Source organism: Acinetobacter sp. YH12235 (genome assembly GCF_013417705.1).
GTDB lineage: Bacteria > Pseudomonadota > Gammaproteobacteria > Pseudomonadales > Moraxellaceae > Acinetobacter.
In genome coordinates this window covers 72531-94703 of record NZ_VPDL01000006.1, presented here as the reverse complement: position 1 = coordinate 94703, position 22173 = coordinate 72531, and the positions used below count along the sequence as shown (strand labels likewise).

Sequence of the window (22173 nt, the reverse complement as noted above, 5' to 3'; positions counted from 1 at the left end):
GTTTACTTAAAGAAAAAGAGAGGTTTTGGCCTCTCTTTTTTTACTTGAGAATTAATAAAAATGATAAATATTCCCTCTCCTTTTAGGAGACAAGCAGCACTGCTGCGCAAGGGAGAGGTGATTTTAAAAAAACCCTCCTCCTAACCTCCTCCCAGAGGGAGGAGGAACTTCCAAATTTATAAATCAGTCTTATTCATCAACTCTAAATAATCCTGAAAACAATCCTGATGCTCTAACTCAAAGCCTATCTTTTCCATTCTTGTGGCATACAGCTTTTTACCCGCCACCCTGTCACTTTCCACTTTCAATATAAATAAACCCATCTGCTGCTGAAACCATTGCAAGACTTCATGCAAAAGTTGTGGCTGATTATTAGTCAAAATATATGAAGAATCAGGATGTTCCACGTGAATCATATGAGCTAGAAAACGTGATAAGTCTTCAATATGAATACGATTCGACCAGTGCAGATTTGGATAACTGATCATTGAGGTTGCCATTTTCTGCATACGTGCCACAGAAGTCCCATAAATCCCACTTGGGCGGATAATGGTACATTGATCAGGATAAGCCGCGAGATACGCCTGTTCCATGTGATGCAGAATTTCACCTTGAGCATCATTCGGATGAATTTCAGTTTCATCATCCACGCTTTCACCTGCATTCTGTCCATAAACCCGGGTTGATGAAACCACCACAATTCTTTTTACCGGATGGGATTTCAAGGCAGTGACGATTGGCTGAACCGAATCCAGATAAATGTGCTGATAGGCTTCGACACCACTCTGTTTGGGACTGAGTAACACATAGACCCAATCAATCGAAGCGACTGCACTTAAATCTAGAGTATGCACATCCTGAATCAGATGAGTTGCGAATGAATCTGTTTTGGGACTTTGGCTAATTGTGCTAATTTGATGACCTTGCTCAAATAATTGTTTAGCTACCCGCTCGGATGTTTTACCATAACCAATAAATAAAATATGCATTCGACACCGAATCACAGACCTGGTTGAGGGGACATGGCTGCAGTCCATCAGTTACAAGGCGTTGGCAATGCCGCCGCTGCTTTACTCGAAAAACTAAATATCTTTAATACTGATGATTTGCTTTTTCATCTACCACGTGACTATGAAGACCGTAGCACGATCATTCCCATGAATCAATTGACAGTGGGACGCAGCTATTTGCTGGAAGGTGTCGTGAAAGGAATTGACTTCCCACCTGGTAAACGTAAGTCCATGGCAGTTTTACTGGATGATAATTCTGGCAAAGTAACGTTGCGTTTTTATCATATTTATAAAGGCATTACCGATCGCTGCAAGCTCGGTAACCGTTTAAGAGTCTTTGGTGAAGTGCGAGTCGGTGCCCGTGGTCTGGAAATGTATCATCCAGAGCTGCAAGTCATTACTGAACATACGCCTCTGCCTCATACCCAACTCACCTCGATCTATCCGGCAACCGAAGGACTGACTCAGCCCAAGCTGCGGGAATATATTAAACAGGCACTAGAACTGCACAGTGATGATTTGCCTGAACTGTTGCCACAAAAATTTAGCAATGGTTATGGCCTGAAGCAGGCACTGGAATATATTCATCATCCGCCATTGGACGCCAATATGTTGCAGCTCACTCAAGGCTCACATCCGGCACAGCAGCGTCTGATTTTTGAGGAACTGGTGGCACATCAAATCAGTTTGCTGACCCGGCGTGCTTTTATTCAGCAGATTGAAGCCCCTTCATTTTCTCCAAGTAAGACCTATGCCAAACAGCTTTTGGCCGGTTTGCCTTTCGAAATGACCGGTGCGCAAAAACGCGTATCTAAGGAAATTGCTATAGACCTGAAACAGAATAAACCGATGCTACGTCTGGTGCAGGGTGATGTGGGTGCAGGAAAAACCTTGGTTGCCGGCGTAGCAGCCTGTCATGCCCTAGAAGAAGGCTGGCAAGTCGCGCTGATGGCGCCAACTGAAATTCTGGCCGAACAGCATTACCTCAACTTCAAGCGCTGGTTCGAACCACTCGGTTTAAATGTCGCCTGGCTTTCCGGCAAGCAGAAAGGTAAAGCGCGTACTACAGCAGAGCAAGTGATCCGTGATGGTAGCGCGCATCTGGTGGTGGGCACACATGCCCTGTTTCAGGAAAATGTCGAGTTTGCCAAACTGGGCTTAGTAATTATTGATGAGCAGCATCGTTTTGGGGTCGATCAACGCTTAGCCTTGAGAAATAAAGGCTTGGATGGCATGTCGCCGCATCAATTGGTGATGACCGCAACCCCGATTCCACGCACGCTTGCTATGTCGGCGTATGGCGATCTGGATACGTCAATTATTGATGAATTGCCACCGGGTCGTACTCCGATCCAGACTGTGACCATTCCGCTGGATCGTCGCGAAGAGGTTCTGCAACGGATTGCCACGAATTGTGCTGAAGGTAAACAGGCTTATTGGGTCTGTACTTTGGTGGAACAGTCGGAAACTCTGGATGCTCAAGCCGCAGAAGCAACCTTTGCCGAGATCAAGGAACGCTTCCCTGAACTGAATATCGGTCTGGTACATGGCAAAATGAAAGCCGATGAAAAACAGGCAGTCATGCAGGAATTCAAAGACAATAAACTGCAGCTACTCATTGCTACAACTGTGATCGAAGTCGGTGTTGATGTCCCGAATGCTTCGATTATGGTGATTGAAAATGCCGAACGGCTTGGCCTGTCACAACTACATCAGCTGCGTGGTCGGGTGGGTCGTGGTGCCAAAGCCAGTTTCTGTGCCCTGCTCTATAAAAATCCATTGTCACAAAATGGTCAGGAACGTCTGCGTATCATGCGCGAAACCAATGATGGCTTTATCATTGCCGAGAAAGACCTGGAATTACGTGGTCCGGGTGAATTGTTAGGAACCAAACAGACCGGTGATATGGGTTTCCGTGTAGCCAAACTGGCACGTGATGATCACTTGCTGAATCAGGCGCACTATGTCGCCCAGCAGATGTTAAAAGATTATCCGAAACAGGCGGATGCATTATTAAAACGCTGGCTACCTGAGGCTCCACGCTATGCCTATGTTTAAGCTGTTACAACAGGGTAAACTCTGGCTGAATCGTTTACAGCCTTGTCAGCTGTGCCAGACAGATTATCAAAACCTGCATTCTGTCTGTCAGGATTGCTGGCAAAAGTTACCTTGGACACATCAGACTATTCAGCATCAGGAAATGCAGTTTCAGGTGGCGTGTGACTATGCCTACCCGATGGATCGCCTGATTCAATTATTTAAATATGAGCAGAAGCTGCATCTGGAACCATTATTGGCAGGTGCATTACTAACCTTAAAATTTCCTAAAGTCAGTGCAGTGGTTCCTATGCCGATTTCAACCGAACGACTGGTTGAACGTGGCTATAATCAATCTTTGTTGCTGGCCAAGCATGTAGCTAAACACTTGCAAGTTCCCGTCTGGCAACCAATTGAACGACTCAAGCAACATTCACAAAAAGGCTTAAGCCGTCTGGAACGTATCGAAGATATTGAAGCCCAGTTCAGGGTCACTATCTCTTCAAAAGTCCGTTATCGTAAGGTTTTAATTATTGATGATGTGGTTACGACTGGCAGCTCAATTCGAGCTTTGAGCCAGCAACTGGAAAAACTGGGCTGTCAGCAGATTTATGCCGCCTGTCTGGCGGGAGCCAAACTTTAAATCAGGCTTGTGCCAGTAAGTTCTTTTTAACCCAAGGTATGACAATTTCTGTAGTCAGTGGTGCAAGTTTTACATCTTCCCGATCTAGATCCACCCATTTCATCTCGGCAATCTCAGCCTCAATATGTGGCTCGCCATCTAATTGCACCAGATAAACATAACTGACCAGTTGATGATCCGGTTCATTGGCAGTTTGAGTTTCAAAACACCCGATAAATTGCTGGATCTCAGCCTGACAACCAATTTCTTCCTGAATTTCATGTAGCATGGTGCGTTCAGGTGCTTCATCCGGTTCCAGCTTGCCACCAACTTGCATAAAACAGTCAGTATTTTTCTTGCAAACCACCAGCAGCTGCTGATCTGAATTCAAAATAATGGCAGCTGCGACAGTAATAATTTTCATGAATTCGGAACGATCAAATGGGAAATACTTATTTTACGAGATCTTCCTGATCGACCATACCCCATTTCGCTTCAGGCGGCTGGTAGTCTTGAAATTTCTGCAAAATTTCTTCGAAATCCTCACTTACGATCAGGGATTTAGTAAAACGTGGCTTGGTAAAACCTTTGTCCGTGGTCATCTGAATGAATTTAAGCAAATCATCATAAAAGCCATCGACATTGAGAAAAGCACAAGGTTTTTTATGAATCCCGAGCTGTGCCCAAGTCCATTGCTCAAAAATTTCCTCGAGCGTTCCTGCACCACCCGGAATGGCAATAAAACCATCGGAGAGTTCTGACATTTTGGTCTTACGTTCATGCATATTATCGACCACATACAGCTTGGTAATATGTGGATGTGCCAGTTCGCGATTCACTAGGGGTCTTGGAATGACACCAATGACCTCGCCCCCTGCAGCTAAGGCACTATCCGCTACAATGCCCATCAATCCGGAACGACCACCACCATAAATCAGTGTTTGCTGTCTTTTTGCCAAGGTTTGGCCTACCTTTTCGGCAATTTGTTTATAACCAGGTTCAGAACCTAGCGCTGAGCCACAGAAAATTGCGATAGAATTCATCATTTTCACCATTGCATTGCCGGTATATAGTACGCAGGCAGCGCCTGAGAGTTTTTTTTCAAAAATAACTGCACAATCAGTGTTTTTATTCAATTCCTTGTCTAAAATACACGCATTTAGATTAACATACTGCGCAAGGGAGAAAAGACAGCATGCTTGAAGCCTTTTACGCCACAGAGCGCGGTAGCCTAGAAGATGCCACCATCAATGGTGATTTCGACCTGCATCCGGAACTGGTTTGGATAGATTTAATTGCGCCTTCACAGGAAGAACAGCAATGGATTCTGGATGCCTATGAGCAAAACCTGCCCACCTTAAAATCTCTGGAAGATATTTCTTCGAGTGCCCGATTTTACCGTGATGATGACGGTATTTTGCACATCAGTACCTATTTCTTAACGAAAAATAAAAATTATCAGGTCGAAAGTGAACATGAGGATGATGCCAGCATCCTCGCGACGGTTCAGACAGTCGCTTTCATTTTGCATAAGGACCGGCTCTTTACCCTGCGTGGTGAAAAGCTGGTAGCTTTCCGGGCCTTTCGTGCCCGTGCGCGTCGCAATGATTATGATATTGACTATAAAGATCCAACTTGGATTCTGCTGGGTTTGCTCGAAGCTAAATTGGATGAGTTGGCCGATATTCTGGAAGACGTACATAAGGATCTGGAAAAATACTCAACCGAAGTTCTGAATAACCGGCATCGTGAACAGATCCTTGATCTGGATGACATGATTACCCGTCTGGCCCAACTGGAAGATATGCTCGGGAAAGCTCAGCTCTGTCTGATCGATTTACGCCGTGTACTTACCTTCCTGTCACGTCCACGTGCCTTAGGCAGTCATATTTATGATGCGGATATTCGAGAACTCAGTGAAGACGTCCGCTCACTGGTCGAGCATGATGCCTTCCTGTTCCAGAAAGTCCGCTTCTTGCTGGATACCACGTCCGGATTCATTAACACTGAACAGAATGATACGATCCGTCGCTTCTCGATTTTACCGAGTATGCTTGCGCCACCCATGCTGATTGCCAGTATTTACGGGATGAACACTGATGTCTTGCCCTTCGCTCAAGGTTCGATGAGCTTTGTGATGGTGAACATTATTATTATGGGCTTCCTGATTGGGCCATTGATTTACTTTAGATGGAAGAAGTGGATTTGAGCGAGCTTTAAAGCACTGCTTTTAAAGCGAAGTGCAAGAAACGCTCCTCATCTGATTCATGCTTATTTGAAAAACAATAAAAAAGCACCTTTCGGTGCTTTTTTATTTACTGAATGATCTGTAAATCATCCTGCAAATGACAGGCCTGAATAATCTTCATCATTTTCTCAGGAACCGCTTTAAACTGTAGCCCTCGTGCTTGCGGAGTTTGGCGCAACCAGCGCACCAGAACTGCCAAAGCCAAAGTACTTCCCTGCTCAAGTCCAGCCAAATTAACTATCACAGGAAACTTGTCCTGTGACTGAATGACGCGCAGACCATCTAGGTAATAGTTCTGCGCATTGTCAGCGTCAATCTTGCCTGAAACCTGCAGTTCCTGATTATTGAATTGAATCACAGCTCACCTATCTTATTTTTTCTTGTCAATCGCCGCTTCTGCATCTGGCTTGAAGTTAGCAATGGCTTTATCCAGATTACCACCATTACGTTTTACTGTAGCCGCAAACTGGTTACGGAACTGCAGACCTAGGTCAATACCAGAAACATTGATGTTACGGATTTTCCATTGTGAACCTTTATCAACCAGCTGGAAAGCAACCGGGATTTTCTCGCCTTTGTTATTAAAGTCGATAGTCACCACAGGATTTTTGCTGTTAGTCGCCTTGTAAGGACGAACGCTGTAAGTCTGGTTACTGAACTTAGAGAAAGCCGTACCATAATTTTCAATCAGGGTTTCACGGAAGTTCTTTTCAAACTGTGCACGCTGCGCCGCAGTACTATACTGATTGGTCGCATAAGTCCCCATCACAATCCGGGTAAACGATTGTGAATCGATATACGGGTCAAGGTTCTGACGGACAATCGTTTTCACAAGCGCAGGATTATTCTGCAATTTGGCATGATCGGTTTTAAGACGATCAATCAAATTGTCTGCAACTCTTTTAATAAAAGCAGGTGGGGCTTCAGACGGTGCAGCAAACACTGTACCAGCAACCATTGTTGAAAGAATGCTTGCAGCAAGCGTTTGTTTTACTAAAGTCTTCACTCAAATCTCCTCAATCTGTTATTCAACAAATGCCGGTTCTGCATTTGTTGTTTCTGAAAATGCAGCTTCTTCTGAGGCACTTTCCTGACTATCTGACGATTTTCCGGCACCACCGGTAATAAATTTCGTCACTAAATCTTCAATTTCCATGGTGCCTTGAGTGTTCGCAATCTGCTCACCACGTTTCAAGTAAGTCAGACCGCCACCTGGAATAATTTTCAGATACTTTTCACCCAATAAACCATTTGTTGCTACCATAATGTAAGCATCTTCATCAATATTGGTGATGGATTTCATGTTATCTAATAGTTGTTTTTCCATTGTTTTTTGTTGCGCAAGATCGGCTGCGGTATAGTCTGAACTATAACGTAACTCTTCCAATGCTTCCTGCTGAACCTGCTTGAGCTGCTCGGCATTAAAAGAAGTCAGAGAGCCATCTAGCGTCATATGGACAGTGGCTAAACGGGTCACCGGATCCAGTGTAATTTTATCGACCTGACCGACTTTCACCCCACTTAAAGCAACTTTAGCGCGTGGCTTGATGCCATTTACATTTTCAAAAGTCGCTGTCATCTGATAGCTATCAGAAATATTGGTGCCCACCAGACCGCTGACACGCATCGCCAAGAAGAACAGGGCGATACCGAAAAGAATGACAAAAACACCAACGGCCAGCTCACTAGTACGTGATTTCATTAAATACCTCCGAACATGACCGCAGTCAACACGAAATCAAAACCTAATACGCACAGCGAAGAATAGACGACCGTACGTGTTGTAGAAGTTGCGATACCTTCTGATGTTGGTTCACAGGCATAACCCTGATAAACCGCGATCCAGGTACAAATTAATGCGAAAACAAAACTCTTGATAATGGTGCCATTCAGGACATCTTTATAGAATCGCACGGTACTTTCCATGCCACTCCAATATGCGCCTTCATCTGCACCTAGAAAATCAACACCCACCATTTTTCCGCCCATAATCCCGACCGCAGCAAAGATCACTGAGAGCATGGGCAAGCTAAAAATACCGGCCCAAAGGCGTGGTGAAATCACCCGTTTTAATGGATCGACCCCGATCATTTCCATACTGGATAATTGCTCGGTCGCTTTCATCAAACCAATTTCGGCAGTTAAGGCAGAACCGGCACGACCAGCAAATAGTAAGGCAGCAACCACAGGTGCCAATTCACGTAACAAGGTTAAAGCCACTGCAGTACCAAGCATCGCTTCACTACCAAATGTCGACAGAATGGTATACATCTGCAAACCGAGTACTGAACCAATAAACAAGCCAGATACCGCAATGATCAAGAGCGACAGTACCCCGACCCGATACATCTGATAAACAAACAGCTTTACTCCAAGCCAGGTTGGCATGGAAAAGAGAATCTGCAACAGCATCAGTGTTGCAACACCAATTCCCTGAACACGTTCAATAACGCGTCTACCTAAGGCAGCAATGGCATTCATGAACGTACCTCATCACTTAAATAAGCCTGATGACTAAACTGATAATCTACCGGGCCTTCAACCGAACCGGTTAGGAACTGCTGCACAAAGGCTGAAGGATGATTTTTCAATTCTTCTGCTGTGCCCTCACCCTGGATTTTGCCTTCTGCGACTACATAAATGTAATCGGCAATCGATAAAGTCTCTGCCACATCATGCGAAACAATAATGGTTGTTAAATCCAGTGCTTCACGTAGAGAGCGGATTAGTCGAGTTAAAACCCCCATCACAATCGGATCCTGCCCGGCAAAAGGTTCATCGTACATGATCAGTTCAGGGTCCAGTGCAATCGCGCGAGCCAACGCGACACGGCGATTCATCCCACCAGACAGCTCTGAAGGCATCATTTGCTCTGCACCACGTAGTCCTACTGACTCGAGTTTCAAAGCCACAATTTCAGCAATCAGATGTTCAGGCAATTTGGTATGCGCACGAATCGGAAAGGCAACATTTTCATAGACGCTCATGTCGGTAAACAGAGCGCCACTTTGGAACAGCATCCCCATACGTGCACGTGCGGAAAAAAGCTCGGAACGGGACATCTTGGCAATATCTTTACCGTCCAGTAAAACCTGACCCTGTTCAGGCGTCAGTTGCCCACCGATCAATCTTAATAAAGTGGTTTTACCAGTTCCGGAAGGTCCCATAATGGCGGTAATCTGCCCACGACGAATGTTTAAACTGACATCGTCATAAATTACACGCTCACCCCGCTTGAAACTCAAATTCTTGACTTCAATCAAAGACTGAGGATCCTGCGCTGTTTGATTTTTCATAGCTGAGTTTATTCCTGCATTTTTTCAGCATGCATATGACAAAAGAACGAAGTTCAACATGTTAGCATTTGAAAATGAAGGGTCAAGTTCATGGAAAACATAATGCTCCATGCCTGGCCATATATTTCTAGTAATCAAAAATTTTATTTCGACGCGATTTTAACAGACTATGATCCATTTAAAAAACGATATACATAATAAATCAGATTGAACAAAAGCAAAGTTACCGCAATGTAGGACATGTACCCCTCAATAATATGAAAGACTATAAAAAGACACTTTCAGATTACGGATCATCATAAACCTAGAAAAAGTTAATGAATTAGGCATTTTATGCTGAAAAAACAAAAAATCAATGCATAAAAAAAACCAGCACTCAGGCTGGTTTTTTTTTCAGACGTTATTCAATTAGTCATTGAATTTACGACGTGGACGATCTTCACCGAATGAACGCTCGCCACGTGGCTTGTCATCAAAGTTGCGACGCGCTGGACGGTCACCAAAGTCACGTTTTGGACGGTCATCACCGAATGAACGTGCTGGACGATCACCGAAACCACCTTCGCGACGTGCTGGACGATCACCGAAATCACGTTTAGGACGGTCACCGAAACCACCTTCACGACGTGGAGCAGGACGATCACCAAAATCACGTTTAGGACGGTCACCGAAAGAACCTTCACGACGTGGTTTGTAATCTACACGATTACCGCGGTTGTCATCATTACCTTCGAAACGAGGACGGTCACCGAAGTCACGACGTGGGCGATCATTGTTAAACTCGCGACGTGGACGGTCTTCATTGAAGTCACGACGTGGACGATCACCGAAACCGCCTTCACGACGTGGACGATCGCTGTTGAAGTCACGACGTGGACGATCTTCGCCACCGAACGCAGGACGTTCGCCACGAGGTTTGTCATCGAAGCTACGACGTGGACGGTCATCACCACCTTCACGACGTTTGAAATTGCTCTCGCCTTCGAAACGACGACCACCACCGAAGCCACGACCGCCATCACGACGACCGCCACGACCACGACCAGCGCCATCACGGCTACCGCGTGCAGGAGGTGGAGATGGCTCAAGACCTTCAATTTCAGATACATTTAGACGAGCTTCAAGGAAGTCTTCTAGTGCACGGATTTTACCGCGTTCACGATAAGTCGCTAAAGTAATTGCTTTACCGGTACGGCCCGCACGACCTGTACGACCGATACGGTGTACATAGTCTTCGTTCTTCATAGGAAGACCAAAGTTGATCACGTGAGAGATTGTCGGTACGTCTAGACCACGTGCTGCAACATCAGTTGCAACCAGGATTTTTGCACGACCTTCACGGATACTGCGCAGACGACGGTTACGAACGGTTTGTGGCATCGCACCATGCAGAGCAACAACTGATAAACCTGCTTCAGCAAGTTCTTCAGCCAGCATATCTGTATCTTCTTGAGTAGAAGCAAAGACCACTGCCTGATCAACATCTTCTTCGTTTAACCAGTGAGTAAGAAGTTTTTTCTTGTGCTCAAAGCCATCAGTCCAGTGTAAAGTCTGGGTAATGTCAGTATTGGTAGAGTGACCAGTTTCAATTGCAATACGCTCTGGCTCATTCATCATGCGTTCAGCAAGGGTAATGATACGTGGAGCGAAAGTTGCAGAGAACATCAGTGTTTGTTTACGGTTTGCAGCCAAGTCACCGATTGCTTCCAGGTCTTCAGAGAAGCCAAGGTCTAGCATGCGGTCAGCTTCGTCGACGATCAGCGAGTCAACTTTGTCAAGTTTGATTTGACGACGGTTAACAAGGTCAAGTAAACGGCCTGGAGTTGCTACAACAACCTGTGCACCTTTTAACTGCTGGATTTGTTTACCAAATGGCATACCACCCATAATTGCAGCAATACGAACACCTTTCATGTGACGTACAAATGCAATCGCGTCTTGGCATACTTGTTGTGCCAATTCACGAGTTGGTGAAATCACCAGAATAGTTGGTTGAGTCACCGCTTTCATACGTTCTTTAAATGGTACGAAAGTATCTTGGTTAGCAAGTGCGTTCAAAGTTGGGAGAAGGAACGCAGCGGTTTTACCCGAACCTGTCTGGCTAGATACTAAAAGGTCTTTACCTTCTAGTGCAGCAGGGATAGATTGTTCTTGTACAGGAGTCGGAGTAGTAAAACCTAAGCCTTGAAGGGCTTGTTGTAACGATTCATGCAAAGAAAATTCAGCAAAAGTTTTGCTCATAGAGTATTCCACCCGGAAATTGGGTGCTCCATTAAAAATAAAGTCAAATGGACATCGACAAAAAGCGGTACAGCAATTAAACGCTGAAAAGAGATGATTCAGCGGCGATCCGAGTAACGACGATGTGATATAACGCACGCATGATTACGGCATAACCTGAAGGAATCGCTTTAGCGATTGGGGCGCGAGATATCGTCCTCTCTTTGGACCGCACGCGCATACACAATGATAAGAAGAGAAATGTTCAGGTGACGAACAGAAATTAAGTGCGTGCGCAGATTATAGCAGGATTATTCATAAAGTCATCCGCTTTTCAGATTATTTTGTTTAACTGCTAATTTCTTCATCAATTTCCAAGACTTAACCAAGAAAAGAAATGTAATTAATTCTCCAGCTGGTCAATTTTCTTTTTATCAAGGCTGTGAATCATCTAAATATGAAGATATTTATCCCGTAATTATTTTCAAAAAATAAAAAAGGCATCCCGAGAGATACCTTTTTAATATTCGATTTACGGCGTTAAACCCGATTATTTCGCTGCCTCACCCCAAGCAGGAACAACTGCTTGCATAAGAGGTTTCAGCATTTTCATTGAACAAGCCAAAACTTGACCATTTTCCATAGAATCGCTACCACCACGCGCATCAACCACAGTACCGCCCGCTTCTTTCACGATTAACTCGCCTGCTGCAATATCCCAAGGTTTCAAGCCAAGCTCGAAGTAACCATCAAGACGACCGGCAGCGACATAAGCCAGATCCAAGGCAGCTGAACCACCACGACGGAATTGTGCACCTGCCTCAGTCACATTGAGCAATGCATCAAAATGATTCTTGGCATAAGAGACTACTTCACCATTACGTTTAGTACGGTAAGCATGACCTACTGCCAGGAAAGTATTGTTCAGACTGTCTTTAACATTTACACGGATACGGCGCTGGTTCAGCATTGCACCACGACCACGGCTCGCAGAGAATAGCTCATCTTTCACCGGGTCATAAATAACACCGTGTTGAGTTACACCTTTGTGCTGAACTGCGATAGAGATACAGAAATGCGGAAAACCGTTGATAAAGTTTAGTGTGCCATCAAGTGGATCGATCACCCAACACCAATCAGCGTCGTGACCTTTACCTTCTTGCAGACCAAATTCTTCACCAAGGAAACTGTGATTTTTATAGCTTTTACGTAGAGTATCGATGGTCAACTGTTCCAGATAACGATCTACACGCGTTACCGGACCATCAATGCCTTTTTCTTCGACTTGCAGATCGAGTTTATGACGATTTTGATGCGCTTTTAAAAGCTCTTGACCAACTAATTGAGCCGCACGCGCAGCCATCACCACCATAGGTTCCATTGAACACCCACTACAAATTTGAAGATACTGATAAAGAATAATGCATAAAAGCCCGCATATTTTAGCAAATATCCGGGCTTTTTGGGAAAAAATGTGTCGAAACTTTTTAAGAGTTTAAAATAGGACGCTTTGCCCGAGCTTTGACCAGGCTTCATTGATTGATTTTTCAATGCCTTGGCTATCAAGTCCCGCCTGCTGCAACATCTGGCTATGTGTTGCTTGTGCCATGAAGGTATCCGCCAAACCTAAATTTAGAATTGGTTTAACGATCTGAACTTCAGCCAGGTACTCATTCACAGCACTTCCTGCACCGCCCATGACTGCATGTTCTTCAACAGTGACAAACAGTCTGGTTGAATGAGCCAACTGGTTTAATATTTTGGTATCCAGTGGTTTGATAAAACGCATATTCACTACGCGTACGCCCACATCATGTTTGCTGGCAAATACCTGAGCAGCTTCCACTGCGGCTTGAACCCGACTACCGAATGCCAGAATCGAAACATATTCATCATATTGTTCGTTCAGACTGAGCAATAATTCTGCCTGACCGATCTGCATCTCGGTCATGGTTTTCTGGATTTCCACACCCAGTCCATTCCCGCGCGGATAACGCACTGCTGCCGGACCATGATACAGATAAGCCGTATGCAACATTTGACGGCATTCATTCTCATCTTTTGGCGCCATGATCACCAGATTCGGAATGGTACGCATATAGGCATAATCATAGGCACCAGCATGCGTTGGACCATCTTCACCAACCAGACCGGCACGATCGATCCCAAACGTCACATCCAGATTTTGCAGCGCTACATCATGCACCAACTGATCATAACCACGTTGCAAGAAAGTTGAATAGATAGCGACGACCGGTTTTAAACCTTCACAAGCCATACCTGCTGCCAGCGTCACTGCATGTTGTTCTGCAATGGCCACATCAAAGAAACGTTCAGGGTATTCTTTGGCAAACTGCACCATACCTGAACCTTCACACATCGCCGGAGTAATCGCCAATAGGCGTTTATCCTGTGCTGCTTCATCACATAACCATTGTCCAAATACATCGGAATATTTCGGTGCTGGATTAGCTACTGCAACTGCATTGAGTTTACTAATCGCATGGTATTTAATCTGGTCACATTCTGCTGGTGCAAAGCCCTTACCTTTTTTGGTATAGATATGAATTAGGCGCGGACCTTTACGTTTTTTCAAGGCTTTAAAGACATGTACCAGCTGTTTAACATCATGGCCATCATAAGGACCAAAATAATCAAAACCAATGGCTTTAAACAGGTTATCTGCGGCATCAGTTGCAGCCTGATGTAAACGAGAGTTATATAGCCATTCCGGATGTGGCTGTACATAAGCCTCACCATCTTCAGTCACGTTGACGAATTCGCCACGTTCCCAGATTGCAGCAAGATGCTTGGCAAAACCACCAGTACTGCAAGAGATCGACATATCATTGTCGTTCAGAATCACCATCAGGTCAGCCTGATGTGCCACAGCATCATTCATCGCTTCAAAAGCCATGCCTGCTGTCATGGCCCCATCACCAATGATTGATACGACTTCACACGGATTGTTCTGATAACGGCGGGCCAAAGCCATGCCAAGGCCAGCAGAAATGGCGGTAGATGAATGTCCTACCCCAAAAGTATCAAATTCAGATTCTTCACGCGCTGGAAATGCGGCCAGACCATCTTTGGCACGGATTGTAGTGAGCTGTTCACGACGTCCAGTCAACGCCTTATGCGGATAAGCCTGATGACCCACATCCCAGATCAGGCGATCATGTGGCGTATTAAAGCAGTAATGTAAAGCGACTGTGAGCTCAATCACACCCAGATTGGCCCCAAAGTGTCCACCACTCTGACCCGCAGCATACAAAATGAATTGACGTAACTCATCTGCCACTTGAGTGAGCTGGCTTTGCTCGAGTGCACGCAGTTGCTCAGGATGATCGATCGCATCAAGCAACGGTGTTACAGGGCGTTGAGTTGGTATTTCTGTATACAGCATATATGGCAAAGCCTTCTAAAGCCTGGCAAAATCTTAAGCTAGGTCAATGGGGAATAACCGATCATATAGTTGAATTGTAGCAGCTTCAATTCAGCTACGCTTCTAGCGATGCAATATTAAACAGCGATCTCGTCGGGGTGAAAAATTTGCAGGCTACGATTATCCTGAATAATCTTACTATTTATCAACTATTATCGTTCGCTTTCTACAAAAAAGAAAATGTTCTTCATAAATTCAGCTGAGCAATTCTACTAATGTTTAAGCATTACGCTATACTTTAGCTACTTTATTAGGATTTTACGGGTTCAGCTGTGCCTATCGAATTTGTCGCAACTTCAAGATTACCGACCGCTCATGGTGAATTTAAAATTACTGTTTTTCAAGACCCTAAAACTGGCGAAGAACATGTCGCTCTTTCTAAAGGCCTCGAAGAACCAAGTGATGAACCTGTGCTGGTCCGTGTACATTCTGAATGTTTAACCGGTGATGCCTTTGCTTCATTAAAATGCGACTGTGGCCCTCAACTCCAGGCAACACAAAAACTGATTAATGAAGTGGGTCGCGGTGTCATTCTTTATTTACGTCAGGAAGGACGCGGAATTGGCCTGACCAATAAAATCCGTGCATATGCCTTGCAAGACCAGGGTCATGATACGGTCGATGCCAATCTGATGCTGAATTTACCGGCAGATGCACGTCAATATGATATGTGCAGCATCATGCTGGATCACCTAGGTGTAAAAGCCGTCCGCCTGATCACCAATAACCCTTTAAAAATTGATGCACTGAAAGAGCAAGGCATTAATGTAGTGGACCGTGTACCACTCACTGTGGGTCTGAATCCATTCAATGAGCAATACCTCAAAACCAAGCATGAGCGTATGGCACATATGTATCAGAAGGAAGATTTTTAAAAGAATCTCCCCCTGCCCCCTCTTTTTCAAAGAGGGGAAATTTCCTTTTATATAAGTATAGGGAAGCCTCCCTTTTTTAAAGGGAGGTTTGGAGGGATTTATAAGATCCTAAGAGGGATTCTTAAATCGTCATTGAGAAAATCCGGTTCTCTGGCATACGACGCTTTAAACGTAAATCAAAAGCCATGCAAATATTGCGTACAAATGGTTTCCCTTTCTCCAAAATCGTGACTGAAGAGTCTTCAATTTTGATTAGCTGATCCTGCTGCATTTCCTCAAGCTGCTTTAGCACTTCATCAATTTCAGCAAACTGTATGTCTCCACTTTCCCATGAAGTAGTAAAACTACACATCAGATTCAGGATATGTTTACGAATGATCAGGTCTTCCTGAGTCAGGATATGCCCTTTTACCACTGGAATCTGATTCCGCTCTAGCAGTTCATAATATTCTTCAATGGTTTTCACATTCTGTGCGAAGCTATACCAGCTATCACTAATCGAAGAGATTCCGAGTCCGATCATCACCTGAGTTTTAGACGCGGTATAACCCATAAAATTGCGGTGCAAAGTTCCGGATTGAAAGGATTGGTACATGCTGTCTTTTTCTAGCGCGAAATGATCCATACCAATTTCATGATAACCATGCGCTAGGAGCTTTTTCTTACCCTCTTCATAACATTGACGCTTGATCTCATCTTTTGGCACATCCGCATCTTTAAAACCGCGCTGGCCATTCCCTTTAATCCAAGGCACATGTGCATAGCTATATAAGGCCAGACGGTCTGGTAACAATGAATTGGTCTGATCAATAGTATTTAAAACATCATCCAGACTTTGAAATGGCAGACCAAAAACCAGATCATGCGAAATCGATTCATAACCAATTTCACGTGCCCATTCAGTCACCTGTTTAACATTTTCATAAGGTTGAATGCGGTGAATGGCTTTTTGTACGGTTTCATTATAATCCTGCACGCCATAACTGACCCGACGAAAGCCCAAGTCATATAAGCCTTGCAAATGCTCACGCGTGGTATTGTTTGGATGACCTTCGAAGCTGAATTCATGTTCTGCTGCAATCTCGGCTTTGGACAAAATACCTTGAATGAGCTGGGTTAAATTTTCAATAGAAAAGAACGTTGGTGTCCCACCGCCGAGATGAATTTCTTTGATGATGGGTTTCTCTTGCAACAGCTCACAATATAACTCCCATTCTTTCAGCACAGCTTGTATATAAGGCAGCTCGACTTCATGACGTTTGGTCACCCGTTTATGACAGCCACAAAAGGTGCATAAGCTTTCACAAAATGGTAGATGGATATACAGGCTAACGCCTTCAGTCGCATTCGACTCCTGAAAAGAACGTTTTAATGTCTGCTTCCAAAGCTCTAGTGAAAATCCTGACTCTTCCCAATAAGGTACAGTTGGATAACTGGTGTAGCGAGGACCGGGGACATTATATTTTTGAATGAGAGAATTTGCCTGCACAGTCATGAATGCCTACCACCTTATCAGTCAGGTTAATGCGCTGCATAGAGCGCTGTTAGGGTTATTGTGCGGAGCTCAAAAAAAGAATTCAACCTAGTAGTGTGGTCGGATTTGAGCTGAAGCAAATTGCTCTAAAACATTAGATTGAATGTTGTTACAGATGGTGAGCCTCCAGAAAAACACCTTAATTTTTAGGCCATTTTATGCTTTGATGTAAGCAGTCTTTTTATTTCCCTATGAGGGTTCTGATGCAGCATCCTACCTCTGCAGATATTCAACGCGTTCGCGATTTTCTCCTCGACCTGCAAGCCCGGATTTGTGCCGCGCTGGAACAGCAGGAACGTGCCGGTGGCGGCACGGCTGAATTCGTGATTGATGACTGGGAACGTCCTGAAGGTGGCGGTGGCCGTTCACGCGTGCTGCAAAATGGTAAGGTGATTGAAAAAGGCGGTGTGATGTTCTCTCACATCAATATTTCCAAACTGCCCGCTTCTGCCACTGAACGCCATCCGAATATAGCCGGAGCTAAAGCCCAAGCCATGGGTGTATCTTTAGTTATCCATCCTAAAAATCCGAACGTCCCGACCTCACATGCCAATGTACGTTTATTTGTGGCGGAAAAAGAAGGTCAGGATCCAATCTGGTGGTTTGGTGGCGGTTTTGACCTCACCCCTTTCTATCCAAATGATGAAGATGTGCTGTCATGGCACCAGACAGCGCATGATCTCTGTGCGCCTTTTGGCGAAGAGGTTTATCCAGAACATAAAAAATGGTGTGATGATTATTTCTATCTAAAACATCGTGATGAGCAGCGCGGTGTCGGCGGTCTATTCTTTGATGACCTGAATCAATGGGATTTTGAAACCTGTTTTCAGTATATGCAGGCTGTAGGCAATGGCTATTTAGAGGCCATTCTGCCAATTTTCCAGCGTAACCAAGACAAGTCTTATACTGAAGCACAACGTGATTTCCAGCTGTATCGTCGTGGCCGTTATGTGGAATACAATCTGGTATATGACCGGGGCACACTATTTGGCCTGCAGACGGGTGGCCGGATTGAATCAATTCTAGTCAGCCTGCCACCTCTTACCGGCTGGTTATACCGTCCGGAATGGGCCGAAGGATCACCAGAAAAACGCTTGACTGATTACTACCTTAAACCACATGACTGGTTAACAGAATTAAAAACAAAATAAAGCAATCAAAATATTTAAATACAAATTGCCCTCAGATCGAGGGCTTTTTTAATGGATAAATCCTCTATACTGCAACTCAGAAAGATATTTCAGGATCTACTCCTTGATCTTGACTCTGATAAAGATAAATTCTGCTAGGTAAAAATAACAATGTTTAAGCTTCACCTTAATCCTGCTACGTTGGCCTTTTGGCTATTTCTGGCGCTTGGTATTAGTGCGATTAGTACCGCTGTCATCAGTCATAACCTGATTCTAGATGTAGTTGCCATTTCTGTGAGTGTTCTCACGATTGCCGGAACCTTATTTAGTATGGCCTTGCTTTTTGTCGAACATATTATTGAGATTTGCAGTTCCTAAACCTTTAATCTTTAGCCTGCTTTTCACTGCTGACAGGCTTTAGCCCTCCTGCATTTTCACGTATATTAATGGCCATTTCCGCACATGGACATGGTGAAATGAGCAAGCAATTTGCCGTCATTGGCAACCCCATCGAACAATCACGCTCTCCTGAACTGCATCAGGCTTTCGCTGCCAAAACCGGGGTCAATCTGACCTATACCAAACGCCTTGCCCCTCTGGATGGTTTCACAGCCAATATCCAGGAATTTTTTGCTCAGGGCGGTATTGGCATGAATGTGACTGTGCCCTTCAAAGAACAGGCCTTTGCCCAGTGCCAGGTCCTTACCGAACGCGCCAAAATCGCCAAAGCCGTGAATACCCTATGGATGAAAGATGGCATTCTGCATGGTGACAATACTGATGGACAAGGCTTAGTCGAGGCTATTCGTGCTCTTGACTGGACTCTGGAAAATACCGATATCCTGATTATTGGTGCTGGTGGCGCGACCCGCGGCGTGATCTATCCATTGGTACAGGCTAGTGTGAAGAAGATTGTTATTGCTAACCGTACTTTGTCACGTGCAGAACAACTGGTTGCCGATCTAAAAGACGCTGTGCCTCAAGCGGAGTTACAAGCCATTGCCTTAACTGATTTAGCTGGTGAGTTTGATATCGTGATTAATGCGACTTCTGCCAGTCTTAGCGGTGATGCGCTGGTACTACCTGAAGCTCTACAGTTTAAACATGCCTATGAAATGGCCTATGGCAAACCGTCCACGTTCTTAGATCAAGCCAAAGCCCGTGGCGTCCCTACCTCTGAAGGTTTCGGCATGCTAGTCGGTCAGGCCATTGAATCTTTTTATATCTGGAACGGAGTAAAACCTGAGCTGAAAGATTTTCTTTAATTCTGAATATTTTTGAGATGAACGGGTTAGCCATTAATCCGTTCACTCTTTTCCTTTCATTAAAAATAATAAAATTAAATTGGATTTAATGACATGATTTATCCAATGATTAGCCCCTAACATTCGTGTACAATTCATACAAAAATACCCCTAGACAATCTCCCTAAATATTGATTAAAGTCCAGACAGATAAGCATTTTTCAATATAAGTGCCTTATTTAAAGATGGAGAGTTCCGTTATTTAATCTTTAAACTTGTCTGATCTTCTCGATTCGCTTTTCTGACATTTTTATTTGTTGTCTTTATCAATGTTTTTTTATCCCCAATGTGAATAATCATAGAATCGATACAGATAATCCAAAACTATTTTAATCAGGATTAAACGCATGCCAGCATATAAAGCTCCTTTACGTGATATTCGCTTCTTAATGAATGAAGTGCTTGATTACCCTGCACATTACCAAAAACTGTCAAATGGCGAATATGCCGATGCAGATACGGTAGACATGATTCTAGAAGGTGCGGCAGATTTCTGTGAAAATGTACTTTCTCCACTGAACCAGACCGGCGATGCAGAAGGCTGTCATTTTGAAAATGGCGAAGTACGCACACCTAAAGGCTTCAAGGAAGCTTATGATCAGTTCGTACAAGGTGGCTGGCAAGGTCTGTCTTATCCTGAAGAATTTGGCGGTCAAAACCTGCCGATGTCTTTAAACCTGATCAAATCCGAAATGATGGGTACAGCAAACTGGTCTTTCCAGATGTATCCAGGTTTGAGCGTGGGCTGTATCAATACCATCATCCAGTATGGTACTGACGAGCAGAAAAACACCTATCTACCGCATTTGGTTGCAGGTACCTGGTCAGGAACCATGTGTCTGACTGAGCCACAATGTGGTACCGACCTGGGTCAGGTAAAAACTAAAGCAGAACCGCAAGCTGATGGTACTTATGCGATTTCTGGCACTAAAATCTTCATTTCTGCGGGTGAACACGATTTAACTGAAAATATCGTGCACATCGTTTTGGCACGTCTTCCAGATGCGCCACAAGGCACTAAAGGCATTTCCCTGTTCATCGTACCGAAATTTATTGCCACTGAAGATGGCGGTATTGGTGAACGCAATGCGGTGAACTGTGGTTCGATTGAACACAAAATGGGGATCCGTGCCTCTGCAACAGCGGTACTAAACTTTGACAATGCAGTAGGTTATTTAATTGGCGAGCCAAACAAAGGCTTGCATGCCATGTTTACCTTCATGAATACCGCGCGTATTGGTACCGCAATCCAAGGTATCTGTCATGCAGAACTATCGTTCCAGGGTGCATTGCCATATGCCAAAGAACGTATGTCGATGCGTGCCCTGTCTGGTAAAAAAGATCCAGAAAAAGTGGCGGATGCGATTATCCACCATGCTGATGTACGCCGTATGCTGTTGACCCAGAAAGCGATTGCTGAAGGTGGTCGTGCCATGATCTATCATGCTGCACAAATCGCAGATAACATGAATGATGCTCTGCTGCGTGGTGATACTGCTGAATTTGAACAGCAGGATGATCACTTAGGTTTCTATACCCCTATTCTGAAAGGCTTCCTGACTGAAATGGGTTATGAAGCAGCGAACCACGGTATGCAAGTATTTGGTGGTCATGGTTACATCAAAGAATGGGGCATGGAGCAAATCGTTCGTGATTCACGTATCTCTACCCTGTACGAAGGAACGACTGGCGTTCAGGCACTTGACCTGATTGGTCGTAAGGTCCTGCTAACCTCTAAAGGTAAAGTGATTCGTGATTACACCGCTGAAATTCTGAAATTCTGTGGACAGCATGCACGCAATAAATACATGCGCCGTTTTGCCTGGGACCTGACCAAGCTATGTGCACAGTGGAATGCGTTAACTGTACGTATCATGCTGGCAGCACGTAAAGACCGTGACATCGTATCCTCTGCTTCTGTGGACTTCCTGATGTTCTCAGGCTATGTAATGATGGCTTACTTCTGGGCACAACAAGCTGCAGTGGCTTCAGCGAAACTGGTTGCTGGTGATGGTGCAGAAGTTCCAGAGTTCTACAAAGCGAAAATTAAAACTGCTGATTTCTACTTTGAGCGTTTATTGCCACGTGCCCAAGGCCATGCTGAAGCAATGGTGAATCCATCCAAAACCATGACTTCACTGGCAGCAGAACACTTCAGTTTTGATTACTAAGTCAAAAGTTTAGGTTTTAGCTTTAAAAAGAGCGCTACGGCGCTCTTTTTCATATGTCAAAATGATGACTGGATACAAAGAAAAATCTGCTGCGTACACAAACTACACAAATTTATATCTATAATTTTCAGACGTCTATTAAATAATCCATATAATTTACTTGAATATCTATAAATACAGGGTATGATGGCGATAACTAGAAAAATTCTTGTTTTGGTTAGTCTTCTTTTAAGTATCGCAGTTTTAGTCATAAACCTTCGTTTTAAAGATCAATAAGCTCC

General features: G+C 44.4%; 20 protein-coding genes. 8 read left to right on the top strand and 12 right to left on the bottom strand.

Annotated features, from left to right (window positions below; all coding sequences use genetic code 11):
- Positions 1-176: 176 nt before the first annotated feature.
- Complete coding sequence (locus FTV13_RS04825) at positions 177-989, bottom strand: NAD-dependent epimerase/dehydratase family protein (RefSeq protein WP_179992767.1); 813 nt, start codon at positions 987-989, stop codon at positions 177-179.
- Positions 990-1022: 33 nt separating this feature from the next.
- On the opposite strand from FTV13_RS04825, the gene recG reads away from it, so the two are divergent.
- Together recG and FTV13_RS04815 are read left to right on the top strand one after the other, a co-directional pair.
- Positions 1023-3068, top strand: a complete 2046-nt coding sequence (gene recG / locus FTV13_RS04820) for an ATP-dependent DNA helicase RecG (RefSeq protein WP_179992766.1) — start codon at positions 1023-1025, stop codon at positions 3066-3068.
- Positions 3055-3690 (top strand): ComF family protein, encoded by a 636-nt coding sequence (locus FTV13_RS04815; RefSeq protein ID WP_180011186.1) that lies wholly within the window; start codon positions 3055-3057, stop codon positions 3688-3690. The genes recG and FTV13_RS04815 overlap by 14 nt, the downstream gene beginning before the upstream one ends.
- 1 nt (position 3691) lies before the next feature.
- On the opposite strand, the gene FTV13_RS04810 is transcribed toward FTV13_RS04815, so the two are convergent.
- Positions 3692-4093 carry an NUDIX domain-containing protein gene (locus tag FTV13_RS04810; protein ID WP_180011184.1) on the bottom strand — a complete coding sequence of 134 codons (402 nt, stop codon included), beginning with the start codon at positions 4091-4093 and terminating at the stop codon, positions 3692-3694.
- Positions 4094-4121: 28 nt separating this feature from the next.
- Positions 4122-4712, bottom strand: coding sequence for a TIGR00730 family Rossman fold protein (locus FTV13_RS04805; protein ID WP_180011182.1), 591 nt, complete (start codon positions 4710-4712; stop codon positions 4122-4124).
- 152 nt (positions 4713-4864) lie between these two features.
- Here FTV13_RS04805 and FTV13_RS04800 point away from each other — a divergent pair, with 152 nt between their 5' ends.
- Entirely contained in the window at positions 4865-5878 is a 1014-nt protein-coding gene (locus tag FTV13_RS04800; RefSeq protein ID WP_159122636.1) for a CorA family divalent cation transporter, read from the top strand.
- Positions 5879-5984: 106 nt separating this feature from the next.
- On the opposite strand, the gene FTV13_RS04795 is transcribed toward FTV13_RS04800, so the two are convergent.
- From FTV13_RS04795 to dxs, 8 genes are all read right to left on the bottom strand, one after another.
- On the bottom strand, positions 5985-6275 hold the full coding sequence (locus tag FTV13_RS04795) for a lipid asymmetry maintenance protein MlaB (protein ID WP_180011179.1): 291 nt from the start codon (positions 6273-6275) through the stop codon (positions 5985-5987).
- A 12-nt stretch (positions 6276-6287) separates the two neighbouring features.
- Positions 6288-6923, bottom strand: coding sequence for a phospholipid-binding protein MlaC (locus FTV13_RS04790; RefSeq protein ID WP_004786965.1), 636 nt, complete (start codon positions 6921-6923; stop codon positions 6288-6290).
- 18 nt (positions 6924-6941) lie between these two features.
- Entirely contained in the window at positions 6942-7619 is a 678-nt protein-coding gene (locus FTV13_RS04785; protein ID WP_179992763.1) for an outer membrane lipid asymmetry maintenance protein MlaD, read from the bottom strand.
- Positions 7619-8398: a lipid asymmetry maintenance ABC transporter permease subunit MlaE gene (gene mlaE, locus FTV13_RS04780; protein WP_004786970.1), complete on the bottom strand. Its 780-nt coding sequence runs from the start codon at positions 8396-8398 to the stop codon at positions 7619-7621. The genes FTV13_RS04785 and mlaE overlap by 1 nt, the downstream gene beginning before the upstream one ends.
- Positions 8395-9213: an ABC transporter ATP-binding protein gene (locus FTV13_RS04775; protein ID WP_005233709.1), complete on the bottom strand. Its 819-nt coding sequence runs from the start codon at positions 9211-9213 to the stop codon at positions 8395-8397. The genes mlaE and FTV13_RS04775 overlap by 4 nt, the downstream gene beginning before the upstream one ends.
- Positions 9214-9621: 408 nt before the next feature.
- On the bottom strand, positions 9622-11454 hold the full coding sequence (locus FTV13_RS04770; protein ID WP_180011177.1) for a DEAD/DEAH box helicase: 1833 nt from the start codon (positions 11452-11454) through the stop codon (positions 9622-9624).
- A gap of 529 nt (positions 11455-11983) precedes the next feature.
- Positions 11984-12814 (bottom strand): inositol monophosphatase family protein, encoded by an 831-nt coding sequence (locus FTV13_RS04765; protein ID WP_004786976.1) that lies wholly within the window; start codon positions 12812-12814, stop codon positions 11984-11986.
- A gap of 114 nt (positions 12815-12928) precedes the next feature.
- Positions 12929-14839 (bottom strand): 1-deoxy-D-xylulose-5-phosphate synthase, encoded by a 1911-nt coding sequence (gene dxs, locus FTV13_RS04760; RefSeq protein WP_180011175.1) that lies wholly within the window; start codon positions 14837-14839, stop codon positions 12929-12931.
- A gap of 311 nt (positions 14840-15150) precedes the next feature.
- Here dxs and ribA point away from each other — a divergent pair, with 311 nt between their 5' ends.
- Positions 15151-15753 carry a GTP cyclohydrolase II gene (gene ribA / locus FTV13_RS04755; RefSeq protein WP_004786979.1) on the top strand — a complete coding sequence of 201 codons (603 nt, stop codon included), beginning with the start codon at positions 15151-15153 and terminating at the stop codon, positions 15751-15753.
- Positions 15754-15874: 121 nt separating this feature from the next.
- On the opposite strand, the gene hemN is transcribed toward ribA, so the two are convergent.
- On the bottom strand, positions 15875-17248 hold the full coding sequence (gene hemN / locus FTV13_RS04750) for an oxygen-independent coproporphyrinogen III oxidase (protein ID WP_166135898.1): 1374 nt from the start codon (positions 17246-17248) through the stop codon (positions 15875-15877).
- A 242-nt stretch (positions 17249-17490) separates the two neighbouring features.
- On the opposite strand from hemN, the gene hemF reads away from it, so the two are divergent.
- From hemF to FTV13_RS04730, 4 genes are all read left to right on the top strand, one after another.
- Positions 17491-18438: an oxygen-dependent coproporphyrinogen oxidase gene (gene hemF / locus FTV13_RS04745; protein ID WP_166135895.1), complete on the top strand. Its 948-nt coding sequence runs from the start codon at positions 17491-17493 to the stop codon at positions 18436-18438.
- A 150-nt stretch (positions 18439-18588) separates the two neighbouring features.
- Complete coding sequence (locus FTV13_RS04740) at positions 18589-18795, top strand: hypothetical protein (protein ID WP_004786985.1); 207 nt, start codon at positions 18589-18591, stop codon at positions 18793-18795.
- Positions 18796-18893: 98 nt separating this feature from the next.
- The gene (gene aroE / locus FTV13_RS04735; protein ID WP_166135892.1) at positions 18894-19682 is read left to right on the top strand and encodes a shikimate dehydrogenase; all 789 of its coding nucleotides are present in this window, start codon (positions 18894-18896) and stop codon (positions 19680-19682) included.
- Between the two features lie 386 nt (positions 19683-20068).
- The gene (locus tag FTV13_RS04730; RefSeq protein WP_166135889.1) at positions 20069-21892 is read left to right on the top strand and encodes an acyl-CoA dehydrogenase C-terminal domain-containing protein; all 1824 of its coding nucleotides are present in this window, start codon (positions 20069-20071) and stop codon (positions 21890-21892) included.
- The last annotated feature ends 281 nt before the right edge of the window (positions 21893-22173 follow it).

Bases quoted from the DNA above. Each gene is read 5' to 3' on its own strand.
- FTV13_RS04825 (WP_179992767.1), bottom strand. From the start codon at position 989: ATGCATATTTTATTTATTGGTTATGGTAAAACATCCGAGCGGGTAGCT.
- recG (WP_179992766.1), top strand. From the start codon at position 1,023: ATGGCTGCAGTCCATCAGTTACAAGGCGTTGGCAATGCCGCCGCTGCT.
- FTV13_RS04815 (WP_180011186.1), top strand. From the start codon at position 3,055: ATGCCTATGTTTAAGCTGTTACAACAGGGTAAACTCTGGCTGAATCGT.
- FTV13_RS04810 (WP_180011184.1), bottom strand. From the start codon at position 4,093: ATGAAAATTATTACTGTCGCAGCTGCCATTATTTTGAATTCAGATCAG.
- FTV13_RS04805 (WP_180011182.1), bottom strand. From the start codon at position 4,712: ATGAATTCTATCGCAATTTTCTGTGGCTCAGCGCTAGGTTCTGAACCT.
- FTV13_RS04800 (WP_159122636.1), top strand. From the start codon at position 4,865: ATGCTTGAAGCCTTTTACGCCACAGAGCGCGGTAGCCTAGAAGATGCC.
- FTV13_RS04785 (WP_179992763.1), bottom strand. From the start codon at position 7,619: ATGAAATCACGTACTAGTGAGCTGGCCGTTGGTGTTTTTGTCATTCTT.
- mlaE (WP_004786970.1), bottom strand. From the start codon at position 8,398: ATGAATGCCATTGCTGCCTTAGGTAGACGCGTTATTGAACGTGTTCAG.
- FTV13_RS04775 (WP_005233709.1), bottom strand. From the start codon at position 9,213: ATGAAAAATCAAACAGCGCAGGATCCTCAGTCTTTGATTGAAGTCAAG.
- FTV13_RS04770 (WP_180011177.1), bottom strand. From the start codon at position 11,454: ATGAGCAAAACTTTTGCTGAATTTTCTTTGCATGAATCGTTACAACAA.
- FTV13_RS04765 (WP_004786976.1), bottom strand. From the start codon at position 12,814: ATGGAACCTATGGTGGTGATGGCTGCGCGTGCGGCTCAATTAGTTGGT.
- dxs (WP_180011175.1), bottom strand. From the start codon at position 14,839: ATGCTGTATACAGAAATACCAACTCAACGCCCTGTAACACCGTTGCTT.
- hemN (WP_166135898.1), bottom strand. From the start codon at position 17,248: ATGACTGTGCAGGCAAATTCTCTCATTCAAAAATATAATGTCCCCGGT.
- hemF (WP_166135895.1), top strand. From the start codon at position 17,491: ATGCAGCATCCTACCTCTGCAGATATTCAACGCGTTCGCGATTTTCTC.
- FTV13_RS04740 (WP_004786985.1), top strand. From the start codon at position 18,589: ATGTTTAAGCTTCACCTTAATCCTGCTACGTTGGCCTTTTGGCTATTT.
- aroE (WP_166135892.1), top strand. From the start codon at position 18,894: ATGAGCAAGCAATTTGCCGTCATTGGCAACCCCATCGAACAATCACGC.
- FTV13_RS04730 (WP_166135889.1), top strand. From the start codon at position 20,069: ATGCCAGCATATAAAGCTCCTTTACGTGATATTCGCTTCTTAATGAAT.